General features: G+C 43.5%; 10 protein-coding genes. 7 read left to right on the plus strand and 3 right to left on the minus strand.

Annotation, left to right across the window (positions count from 1 at the left end):
• From gloA to rpmE, 3 genes are all read left to right on the plus strand, one after another.
• Complete coding sequence (gloA, locus tag ACP7AK_RS00520; RefSeq protein ID WP_004279741.1) at positions 1 to 402, plus strand: lactoylglutathione lyase; 402 nt, start codon at positions 1 to 3, stop codon at positions 400 to 402.
• Between the two features lie 144 nt (positions 403 to 546).
• Positions 547 to 1527: a bile acid:sodium symporter family protein gene (locus tag ACP7AK_RS00525; RefSeq protein WP_222112002.1), complete on the plus strand. Its 981-nt coding sequence runs from the start codon at positions 547 to 549 to the stop codon at positions 1525 to 1527.
• Between the two features lie 195 nt (positions 1528 to 1722).
• Positions 1723 to 1947 carry a 50S ribosomal protein L31 gene (gene rpmE, locus ACP7AK_RS00530; protein ID WP_004279743.1) on the plus strand — a complete coding sequence of 75 codons (225 nt, stop codon included), beginning with the start codon at positions 1723 to 1725 and terminating at the stop codon, positions 1945 to 1947.
• Between the two features lie 98 nt (positions 1948 to 2045).
• Here rpmE and ACP7AK_RS00535 read toward each other — a convergent pair whose 3' ends face one another.
• From ACP7AK_RS00535 to epmB, 3 genes are read right to left on the minus strand one after another with little or no spacing between them, the layout of a single operon-like run.
• Positions 2046 to 4211 carry an EAL domain-containing protein gene (locus ACP7AK_RS00535; protein WP_425877998.1) on the minus strand — a complete coding sequence of 722 codons (2166 nt, stop codon included), beginning with the start codon at positions 4209 to 4211 and terminating at the stop codon, positions 2046 to 2048.
• On the minus strand, positions 4193 to 5938 hold the full coding sequence (locus tag ACP7AK_RS00540; RefSeq protein ID WP_425878000.1) for a GTPase: 1746 nt from the start codon (positions 5936 to 5938) through the stop codon (positions 4193 to 4195). Before ACP7AK_RS00540 ends, ACP7AK_RS00535 begins: the two co-directional genes overlap by 19 nt.
• Before the next feature lie 9 nt (positions 5939 to 5947).
• Entirely contained in the window at positions 5948 to 6970 is a 1023-nt protein-coding gene (gene epmB / locus ACP7AK_RS00545; RefSeq protein ID WP_425878002.1) for an EF-P beta-lysylation protein EpmB, read from the minus strand.
• 382 nt (positions 6971 to 7352) lie between these two features.
• Between epmB and efp the strand changes: the two genes are divergently transcribed.
• The 4 genes from efp to ACP7AK_RS00565 all read left to right on the plus strand — a co-directional run bounded on the left by efp (position 7353) and on the right by ACP7AK_RS00565 (position 11908).
• Entirely contained in the window at positions 7353 to 7922 is a 570-nt protein-coding gene (efp, locus tag ACP7AK_RS00550) for an elongation factor P (protein WP_004279747.1), read from the plus strand.
• A 171-nt stretch (positions 7923 to 8093) separates the two neighbouring features.
• Complete coding sequence (locus tag ACP7AK_RS00555; protein ID WP_180037890.1) at positions 8094 to 10193, plus strand: carbon starvation CstA family protein; 2100 nt, start codon at positions 8094 to 8096, stop codon at positions 10191 to 10193.
• Positions 10194 to 10200: 7 nt separating this feature from the next.
• Entirely contained in the window at positions 10201 to 10506 is a 306-nt protein-coding gene (locus tag ACP7AK_RS00560; protein ID WP_171054308.1) for a YbdD/YjiX family protein, read from the plus strand.
• Between the two features lie 439 nt (positions 10507 to 10945).
• A complete protein-coding gene (locus tag ACP7AK_RS00565; RefSeq protein WP_312585894.1) occupies positions 10946 to 11908 on the plus strand; it encodes an AAA family ATPase in 963 nt (320 codons plus the stop codon).
• Positions 11909 to 11920 lie beyond the last annotated feature (12 nt).

The raw sequence follows: 11920 nt of genomic DNA on the forward strand, positions 1-11920 counted from the left end.
ATGCGCATGCTGCATACCATGTTACGTGTAGGCAATTTAGAACAATCTCTCAAGTTCTATACTGAAGTACTTGGCATGACTTTGCTTCGTAAGCGTGATTACGAAGAGGGCCGTTTTACCTTGGCTTTTGTCGGTTATGGCGATGAAGAAAATCACACCGTACTGGAATTGACGCATAACTGGGATACAGACAGCTATGAACTGGGCAATGCTTATGGTCATATCGCGATTGCAGTTGATGATGCTTACAAGGCGTGTGAAGAGATTAAAGCGCGTGGCGGTAATGTGGTGCGTGAAGCCGGTCCGATGAAAGGTGGCGTGACTGTAATTGCATTTGTAGAAGATCCAGATGGCTACAAGATCGAGCTGATCCAGCAAGACAACAATGCACGTAATAACTAAGTGTGATGTAGCGAGATATATGAAATGCATTCATGTATAGATGAAAATATTACATCAATCTGAGTGCATAGCATGGGCCCGGCATCTGTTAAGATAGCCGGGCATTTTTATATCAAACAATAAAATCTGAGGGATTATAGGGATATGCTTAAGTTCTTGGCATTGGATCGGTTTACGATACTGTTGTTTGTGATGGTTTTGCTAGCCAGTGTGTTGCCAGTTTCGGGGCAGGCGGCTGAAGTCTTTGGCTGGGTGACGACAGGAGCGATCGCCATCCTGTTTTTCCTGCACGGCGCCAAACTGTCTCGTGAAGCTGTGCTGCAAGGCATTATGCACTGGAAATTGCATACTTTGGTTTTTGCGCTAACTTTTGCTTTGTTTCCAATTCTCGGACTTTTGGCCAAGCCGATTTTATTACCGATGCTCGGACAGGAACTATATTGGGGTTTCCTGTTTATGTGTTTCCTGCCATCCACTGTGCAGTCCTCGATCGCATTTACTTCGGTGGCTCATGGCAATGTCGCCGGGGCGGTATGTAGCGCCTCTTTTTCCAATTTGATCGGTATGTTTATTACCCCATTATTGGTGGCATTTTTTATTCTCGGTCAATCTGATCATGGTTTTGATCCGACTTCATCGATTATCCAGATTACACTGCTGCTCTTGGTGCCGTTTATTTTAGGACAGATTCTGCGTCCATGGATCTATCCACAAATGATGAAAATGCCAAAAATCGTCAAGGTCTTCGATCAAGGCTCGATTTTACTGGTGGTGTATGGCGCTTTTAGTAGCGCCGTAGTGGCTGGTCTGTGGAATGAAGTGAGCCTGAGTACCTTGTTGCTGCTATTGCTGGCTTGCTCGGTGTTACTCACCATTGTGATGTTATTATCACTTTATATTCCACGCTGGCTGGGCTTCAGCCGCGCTGACCAGAAAACGGCATTCTTTTGTGGTTCTAAAAAAACCCTGGCCAGTGGAGTACCGATGGCGCAAATTTTATTTATTGGCCAGCCGCTGGGCATGATTGTCCTGCCGATCATGATTTTCCATCAGATTCAGTTGATGGTCTGCGGGATTATTGCCAATCTGTGGGCCAAAGAGGCTGGATCAGAAGCTGAAGAATAATTCGCATATTGAATTCGTTTCACGTATAATGACGCCCACTTGTTGTGCTTAGCTCTGACGGTATCCGTCTCGGTGGGCCAAAAGAATGGTCTGTTGTGGTGTTGATCTGCATGAACGATGTTCCTGCTTCCTCATTTGAGAGTGATCAATAGCGATGACAGCTAAACCTTCTTGAATCTAATGGAGTAATCGACGATGCGCGCCGATATTCACCCAAAATATGAAACTTTAGTTGCTACTTGTTCATGTGGTAACGTAATCGAAACTCGTTCAGCTCTTGGTAAAGAAACTCTTTATCTAGACGTATGTTCAGCTTGCCACCCATTCTACACTGGTAAGCAAAAGAACGTTGACACTGGCGGTCGTATCGACAAGTTCAAACAACGTTTTGCTGGTATGTCACGTTCTGTTAAACGTTAATACCCAAAATGAAAAAACGGGCTTTAAGCCCGTTTTTTTGTGCCTACAATTTAGAAAATTATCATTGGATTTCCTAAATTGTAGGCTTGTACAAGATCTTAGTGATCCTGTACATCAATCAAATGATCAAGTTTTTTCTGGAAATAATTCCCTTGAATAAAGCGGGCATCCACGTTCCAGGCATTCGCGAACAGTGTCATATCATTTAATTCACGGATCAGGATATTGAGTGGCTTGATTTCATTATAGCTGGTGATTTTTTCCTGTAACTGCTCAATCTCGGTATCTTTATTGAGCATATTAGTTAAGCTCGAATGTAAGCTGACACCATCCAGTTCCAGTTCGCGCAGTAAATTTGGACTGTACATTGATTGACCAAAATCACGAAGTGCAATCAGCGCGCCATGTTCATGCAATACGCGTAGATATTTTTGTGCATCTTGCTGATTCAGTAAAATATCTTCTTCTGAGAATTGCAAGATTAGCGGATGCTTCACTTTACTGCGAATAATCGTAATCAGCTTGGAAATAAATTCCGGGAAGGTGCGGTCTTTAAATAGCACGGCACGGTTCAAATTAACAATTAAGCTTGCATCAGGATACTGGGTAATAAAGTTGTGTAGCTGTTTACTGGCTTCAACCAGAATCCAGCGATCCAGTTTAATGGACAGTTCATCATCTTCGTGAAGTTCTAAAAGGCTAGAAATATCCTGCCATTTATTCTCAAAAATAAAGCCACTGGTCACTTCATAGGTATATAAACGCGTATCTTCTTTATCATAGAGTTGCTGATACTTTAAATGGATCTCGCCACGTTCCAGACATTCACTTAAGGCTTTCAAAATAGAAGGTGTAGCGCTAGGAATAGACGTGACTGCTGGACTGATCGTTGCCACTGTTGAGCTGGCAACTGGTGTTTCAGCAACACTGAAATCTATACTTGGCATTTCTACCATGGCCGGACTGCTCAGTGATGCAGGAATATCGAGTTTAAATTCAGGTACAGCTTCTGCTTGAGGTAAAGATGTCGAGAATGCTTGTCCAATCAGCGTATTGCATTGCATTTCATCTTGCAAACCCTGTTCAAGCATGACATAGCCCAAGCGCAAATTTAGAGGGAATGACTTTGGTCCCACTGTAATGAGTTGCGGTTTGCTTAAGGCATTTAAACTGATCAGTTTGGATTCAAGAATTGCTTTAGAGTCTGCCTGGAACAGACCGACAACGACATCATATTCCAGTTTAAACAGGGGAATATGGGTCTGTTCCTTGAGGAATTCTTTGACTGCATCAAAGTACCCATTAAAAGTGGTCCAGTCAGACTGTAGAACTTCCGGATCATAAGCGCTAAAAGAGAAAGTGACCAAGGCATTCACTGGTGCAGACTGCTTGTTCAGTTCACGTTTAAGTGACTGAAAAACGCTTGGTTTTCCAGGAGTCTTCTCAGAAGAAACTGTTTTAGATTGGGTATCAATGCTAATTTGCACTGCATCTTCTTCAGCAGTTGAAGGCAAGAATTCCAATTTTAATGGGTTAGATGCGGACACATGCGGATTCAGAGACTGAATCTCGACTCGACCTAAATCAAATTGACCCTGAGAAATCTTTTTGAAACGGGTTTTAAAATCATTCAAATCTGAAGGCTGGAGCAGATCCAGAAGCGGTAGACCAATAATCTCATCTTCATTTTGCAAGCCAAACAGTTTCAGGTAGTCCGCATTGGCCTGAATGTGAATCCCTTCCTGAATGGTGGCAACAGCACGGTTGCTGTCGTCTACTAAAGATTGTGCCTGAATTTGTGCTGTTTCCAGCTCAGTCATTAAATGTTGCTGAGACTGTGACAAACGGCTAAATGACAATGCTCGAACCAGTCCCACATAAAAGCGTTCCAGGTAGTCAAAATTGAGAATGTCATAGATCCCTTTACGGATATATTGCGCATATTGTTCAGCCTGATAATCATCCGGTTTAAGCAAAATCATCGGCAGATTAGGCTGCTGCGAAAGGCGCACCAAACTTAAGGCCTGTTCATATTTCAGGTCGTAGGCACGTCCAAAAATAATCAGATCCCAGTTGAAATTTAATTGTTTTTCAAAAGATTGCAGATCATCCAGCAGGACGGCATCTACCTGATAATCATTACTGGTCAGCAGATCACGGATTTGGTTATATCTAATTTGATTATCATCAATAATCAGTAAACGTGTTTCAGTACGTTTTAACTTTTTAGACAATAATGGATTTCTCACTTCAATGCTTCCCATAAATCATGATTTCTGCTTTCATTCATGTGCTGATCGATAAAGTTTTCGATCATCTCTTCTTCCTGATCATTGAGTAATTCATAATCAAAACGGATGAAACTCTGCGTAATCAGTTGTGCTTTGGTCAGATAGATTTTGATTTCTTCCTGACCGAGACGTAAATGAATGGTTTGTTTTTCCCTAAACATCTGTGAACCAGAGACAATCAGGCTGGTCGAGACCTGATCCAGTTGTGTCATTTTCACCAACAGGGCAGGCTGATAGTTGACATGATGACGTTCGGTACGGGTATAAGCTGCACAAGGAAAGAGCTCTTGTGCCAAAATTTCCAGCCCGATTTCTAGGCTCTTATCCGTTGACTGCTTGATCCAGCGAATCACACCGCCACGCCACTGACTCTGGGTTTTTTCCTGAACCAGAATGAATTCACCGGTTTTCAGGTTAGCCGGGGTAATACCAGTCCATTTAATCCGGTAACCATTGACACTGATATCCAGAACTTCAGCGCTATGGATCTGTTTGGTTTCTCGATCGAGCGCCTTGATACTGCTAAAGGCACTTGGAATCGTATTTTCCATCGAGCTGACAAAACTGCTTTCGCTCTGGAAATTATAATTGGCCTCGAGTTCCAGGGTTTCGTTGAAGTTTTTACCTTTAGATAGGTAAAAATGCGCCACACTCAAGCCAAAGCAGATATTGATCTGGGCTGAATATTCATAACGTTCATGACGACGCTCGACATTGTTTGAGAGCAGATTGTAGATATGAAAATGCAATGCAGGGGTCAGGAACAGTTTTTCATTCCGAGACAGATACTGGGCATTTTTGCTTTGAGTCCCCGTTAAATGATCCATCAGGTTCTGGGTAGAAATATAGAAGCTTGGCTGAAACTGTGGCTCTTGATGGGTATTAAAGATCGGCGGATGATCTTTGCTGGCATCGACTACATAACGGGACAGCGTGGTTTCCTTCGGCAGGATCTGTACCAGTTTGGCCCAGTCAAAACTGCATAGATACAGGCCCTGAATTTCTGCAGGCCGGATCTGATGAGTATTGAAGATATCCAGTAAAATCAGCTGTGCATAGGCATGTGCAATATTTTGGATTTCATGCTGGGTGCCTAATACCTGATTGATATTACTTTGATAGAAATTGTTGTCTATGGCACATTCAAGCAGTTGATGGGCAGCTAGCCATTGTCCCAGACCTGGCGTGCTATATAGCATATGCTGTTGATATAACAGAAGGGTGAGTTGCTGTAGTGCATAATAAATCGATACCATCCGGGCAGTTTGAATGCTCTTCTTTTTGCCTAGAGAAAATAGCGAAAACTTCTGATGGGTCAGCTGATGATTACAGCGTTTGACGATATCGATATAAATTTTGGCAAAATGACTGCGCAGCAGCATAGCCAGCTCAATAATCTGGTCATTCCGGTCGGAAGTGATCAGGCCCTGATTGACGAAATGCTTTTCCAGACTGGTCAGGACATTTTCAAGGGTAGGATGCAAGACCTGAATCAGGTCAAAGCGCAGGGTTTCTGTACATTTCAGCTCAGAAACTTCCAATAAGGCATTAAACAGGGATTTGGATGAATTCCCCAGTTGTAGAATCGAAATCCCCGCAACCCATTCCTGCAAAGCCTTGGCAGTGGTTGGACAAAAGCTCAACTGCTCTCGTTTAAGTTCCGTCGGTGTCTGAAAAATGTCTGAAGTATGCGTGCTCATCTTTATTATTTAACTCAAAAATGTTGAAACCCCAAAAAGCGGTGTCTTATTCTTCTCGCCCGCTATTTCTCGAACCAGTTTAGGAACCAAATACCCCGGCAGGTTCGCTAAAACTTCTGTATAAATCTCATGAATATGGTCAGGCGCTAAATCAAAATGATGCGCACCTTTTACTTTATCAAGTACATGTAAATAATAAGGCATGACCCCGGCATCAAACAAGCGATAGCTTAAATCTACTAAAACCTGAGCAGAATCATTCACCCCGTTTAATAAAACCGCCTGATTCAGAACGGTGATTTGCTGTTGAACCAGTTGGTTTAAACGCTTGCAAGTGAAGTCATCCAGCTCCGATGCATGGTTTGAGTGTACCACCAGAATAATACGTAGCCTACTGTTTTTTAACATGCTAAGTAGCTCTTCGTCGACTCGGTTGGGGATCACAATAGGAACTCGTGAATGTATTCTTAAGAATTTGAGATGTGGTACTGATTCTAATCGTTCAATCCAGGTTTTTAATTTCCGGTTCGATAAGGTTAGTGGATCACCGCCACTCAGAATCACTTCATTAATATCAGGCTGGCTTTCCAGATATTGCTTGATATTTATCCAGTCTTCATTTTTAGGCAGATTTTCCTGATAGGGGAAATGCCGGCGGAAACAATAACGGCAATGTACAGCACAGGCACCTGTCAGTGTCAGCAAGAAACGGGATTTATATTTGTGCAGTACGCCGGGTTGCTGATTGGCCTGTTCTTCGCCCAAGGGGTCAGTAACAAATCCTGGATGTTCTTCCAGTTCCAGATGATGGGGCAGCACTTGTAAAAGCAATGGGTCTAAAGGGTTTCCGGTCTGCATTTTTCCCAAAAAAGCGCGTGGCACGCGCAATTTAAACTGCTCAGATGCCAAGATGGCACCTGAGAGCAGTTGCTCTGGTGCAAGTTGCAGTACTTCAAGCAGTTCGCGGGGATCGGTGATCAGGTCGCTGAGCTGTGATTGCCAGTTTTGTTCTTGATATAAATAGTTCGTCATGCCGGAAGATTAACAATAATAAGTGAGAGGACAAAGCCTGATGGGCGCAGTTTAACAGGTTGTGCGCAAGCGCAATAATCCACTGCGCTGTAAAATAAAGAGTGATTAAGCTATGCTGATCTTCGTGCTAGCCTGATGCTATTTTAACGTTGAGCAAGACATGAATAAACAAAGGATTTTCATGTCTGATTGTAACTTAAACAGCCTGAGCGGGTGAAAGCGGATTTTTTCATTGCGGCAAAGTGTATTGCTCATTTAGAATACGCAACATCAAATGAATGTGCATGTGGCAACTCAATGTTCGTGTCAGACTTGCTAAATGACATCGCAACAGCCCATAGCATCAATAGATTAAAGTTAGTAAGTTTGGAGTGCGCCAGTCATGGCCTATTATTCTACGAATGATTTCAAGTCAGGCCTTAAGGTTATGCTTGATGGCAACCCATGTTCAATCATGGAAAACGAATACGTAAAACCAGGTAAAGGCCAAGCTTTTAACCGCGTAAAATTACGTAACCTTAAATCAGGTAAAGTTCTGGAAAAAACTTTCAAATCAGGCGAGAACCTAGAAGCGGCTGATATCGTTGAAGTAGAAATGGAATACTTGTACAACGATGGCGAAATGTGGAACTTCATGGATCCTGTTACTTTTGAACAGATCGCAGCTGATAAAACAGCGATGAGCGATGCTGCAAAATGGTTAAAAGACGATTCAAATGAAAAATGTACCATCATGTTGTTCAATGGCGTGCCTTTAAACGTGACTCCACCGAACTTCGTCGTACTTAAAATCGTTGAAACTGATCCAGGTGTTCGTGGTGATACTTCTGGCGGTGGCGGTAAGCCAGCGAAACTTGAAACAGGTGCTGTGGTACGTGTTCCATTATTCGTACAGCAAGAAGAAAGCGTTCGTGTAGATACCCGTACTGGTGATTATTTAGAACGTGCATAATGGTTTGAAAATAGACTATTATCGAGAGGGATGATTTAAATCATCCCTTTTTTTATGCCAAAGTCTTAGAGGAAAAGCAAAAGAACAGGCGTAAAGTCGCAAGGGAAAACAGCAGTACCTCGAACAACAACAATCACGCTGATTTGTATGCATCACAATATGAGGGATTGAATGGAAACTTTACAAAAGAAGTCGACGCTGACTTCGAAAATGATTTGGCTTTTGGTAGCCATTGTGGGTGCAGTCTCTTTTGGAGTTCTGGCACTGAGTCGGGGTGAGCATGTAAATGCAGTTTGGCTGGTACTTGCCGCCGCCTGTGTCTATAGCATTGCTTACCGTTTCTACAGTTTATTTATTGCCACCAAAGTATTTGAGCTGAATGAACGCCGTTTAACGCCTGCGCATCGTCTGGCCGATGGTCTGGACTATGTGCCGACCAATAAAAGCGTTCTATTTGGCCATCACTTTGCAGCGATTGCCGGTGCAGGTCCTTTAGTCGGTCCGATCCTGGCAGCGCAGATGGGCTATTTACCTGGGACGATCTGGCTACTGGTCGGTGTGGTGCTGGCAGGTGCGGTACAAGACTTCCTGGTACTGTTTATTTCCACCCGTCGTGACGGTCGATCACTTGGTGAGATGGCTAAGCAGGAACTTGGAACCTTTGCCGGTATTATCGTGATGCTCGGTGCCTTGGGCGTGATGATCATTATTCTTGCGGTATTGGCACTAGTAGTGGTGAAAGCATTAACTAACAGCCCTTGGGGTGTGTTCAGTATTGCAGCCACCATTCCGATTGCGATCTTTATGGGCATCTATATGCGTTTTATCCGTCCGGGTAAAATTGCTGAAGTCTCGATTATCGGTTTTGTGTTGATGATGCTGGGCATTATCTATGGTGAAAACATCGCACAACATCCATATTGGGGTCCGTTCTTTACGCTTTCTGGCACTGAGCTGACTTGGGCATTGATCATTTATGGTTTTATTGCTTCGGTACTGCCAGTTTGGCTATTGCTTGCACCACGTGATTATCTGTCGACCTTTCTGAAAATTGGCGTGATTGCAGGTTTGGCCGTGGGTATCCTGTTTGCCATGCCTGAAATGAAACTGCCAGCGATTACCAAATTTGTGGATGGTACTGGTCCTGTATTCGCAGGTTCTATGTTCCCATTCCTGTTTATTACTATTGCCTGTGGTGCGATTTCCGGTTTCCATGCCTTGGTTTCTTCAGGGACGACACCGAAACTGGTCAATAACGAACGCGATATCCGGGTGATCGGTTATGGCGGTATGTTGATGGAATCTTTTGTAGCGATCATGGCCTTGATCTGTGCTGCAATTCTGGATCCAGGAATTTACTTTGCCATTAACTCACCAGCAGCCTTGCTCGGTACTACCGCAGAAAGCGCAGCAGAAGCAGTGCGAACCCTTGGTTTTGTGGTAACGCCTGAAGCCTTGACTTTGCTGGCACAGGAAGTCGGTGAAAACTCGATTCTGTCACGTACTGGTGGTGCGCCTACCTTTGCAATCGGTATGGCACATATCATCACGGAAATCTTTAATAGTCGTGAAATGATGGCGTTCTGGTATCACTTTGCGATTCTGTTTGAAGCATTATTCATCCTGACTGCTGTAGATGCGGGTACGCGTGCCTGTCGTTTCATGGTACAGGATACTGTCGGTATCGTAATTCCAGCGGTGAAACAGTCGCATAACTTCTTCGGAAACCTGTTGGGTACTGCGGTTGCAGTGGCAGGCTGGGGCTTCTTCGTCTATCAGGGCGTAGTCGATCCACTCGGCGGGATTAACAGTTTATGGCCGCTGTTTGGTATTGGTAACCAGATTCTGGCTGCAATGGCATTGATTCTTGGTACGGTTATTTTGTTCAAGATGAAGAAGCAGAAATATGTCTGGGTCACGATTATCCCGACAGTGTTCCTGTTCATCACTTCCATGACAGCAGGCTGGCAAAAGATTTTCCACGAAAATCCAAAGATTGGTTTCTTGGCGCAGGCAGATCGTTTCAACACGGCGATTGCCAATAATGAAATCCTAGCGCCAGCGAAAACTGTGGCAGAAATGCAGACGGTAGCAATGTCAAACCAGATCAATGCTGCACTCTGTGCTTTCTTTATGATTGTGGCCTTTGTGATGCTGTTTGCTGCAATTCGCGTGATCCGTCGTGCCTTGGCAAATCCTGAGCCATCTGTACATGAAGCAGAAGCGATTTATCGCGATCCTGAAGAGATTCAGCCAGCGAAAGGTCATTAAGGGAAATATTATGAATCTGAAGTTTGCCAAAAGCGGGAAAACGATGATTTATAAAATCATCAAAATGACCGTGATGTCACAAAAGGATTTAATCCTGAATCCGAAAAACTGGTCGCGGATTGCGACCTTGTGGCAACGTTTGCAGCAAAGTTTCCGTCTGATGGTCGGTGTACCTGATTACCAGACCTATGTGGAGCATATGCGCAAGCATCATCCCGATCTGGAAGCCATGGACCCGAAAACATTTTATCGTCACTGTGTGGATTCCCGTTATCCATCTGCGGGCGGTGATATGAAGAAGTGTCCGTGTTAATCATTAATTCATAGCAAGCGCCTTTCGGGGCGCTTTTTTTTATCGTTAAAAATTAATATGAGGAATAGACGATCGCGTTAAATCTGAGGTCATTGATTGAGCTAGCGTAGAAAAGTTTTATTATAAAAATCCATGAAATCGCTTAAGTCTCTATACCTTTTAAGTATGATTCTTTTCAAATAGATGGATGAGCTCAGATTGGTATTTTGAGATTTGAGCGAAAAGAAAAATGATCTCTATTTGTGTCGATCATTTTATTTGTTTTCTGCGCTTCTTACTTCTTTTTAACCTGATCATTTTGACTCTTCTATTATTTAAATCCTCGCCATTTTCTAATCAGTATTTTTATTCAGTTACACAGACAGATGATTGATCTTTTGGGAAAATTTAAATTTCAGTGTATGTTAATCTTAGGCCATGTTTTATTAAGGAAATTATTGTGATCTGGGGCATGAAACAAAAGGAAAATAACGACATTGCACACATCAATACTGTGCTTGAACAAAAAATTGCAAGTTATGCACCCAAGATCCAGCGTTTTTTTGAAGAAGTTAATGCCATTGTGTTGGATAAGCAGGCCCAGACCACACTGGCACTCTGTTGTTTGATTGCAGGCGGACATGTCTTATTTGAAGATTTACCCGGATTGGGTAAAACTACATTAGCCAGCAGTCTGGCACATCTGGCTGGGTTAAAGTTCCAGCGGATCCAATTTACCAATGACATGCTGGCCAGTGATGTCATCGGTATTAACATGTTTAACCAGAAAGAACATCAGTTCGAGTTTAAACAAGGCCCGATTTTTACCCAGATTTTACTGGCAGATGAAATCAACCGTTGTAGTCCCAAAACCCAAAGTGCCTTACTCGAAGCCATGGAAGAAGGCTATGCCACCATTGATGGCGTGCGTTATGCCTTACCGAAACCTTTCTGGGTGATTGCCACACAAAACCCGCTGTTTCAAAGTGGAACCTATGCTTTGCCGGAATCCCAACTGGACCGTTTCCTGATGCGTTTGTCTTTAGGTTATCCATCGCGCCATGCAGAAAAACTGTTATTACAGCAGGAATCTCGTTTTGCCCTGATTGCCAGTCTGGCACATATTTTTACTGAAGATGAAATTCTGGATCTGCAAAGTCTGACGCATCAGATATTTATCAGTGAAGCGATTCAGGAATATTTGCTTGATCTGGCAGAAGAAACCCGTAAAAGCCGTCATGGACTTTCTACGCGTGGCCTTCTGGCCCTGAAGCGTGCAGCACAAGCACATGCCCTGATTCAGCAACGTGCCTTTGTCACGCCGGATGATGTACAGGCTGTATTTGTTGCGGTGACTTCACATCGTCTGGGTTTAAGTGAGGCAGAAGCCTTTAATGTCATGCAACAGGTTTCGGTCAGCTAAAGGAGTTTTCTC

Origin of the sequence: Acinetobacter sp. TWP2-2-3 (assembly GCF_049896445.1) — a bacterium.
Taxonomy (GTDB): Bacteria; Pseudomonadota; Gammaproteobacteria; order Pseudomonadales; family Moraxellaceae; genus Acinetobacter.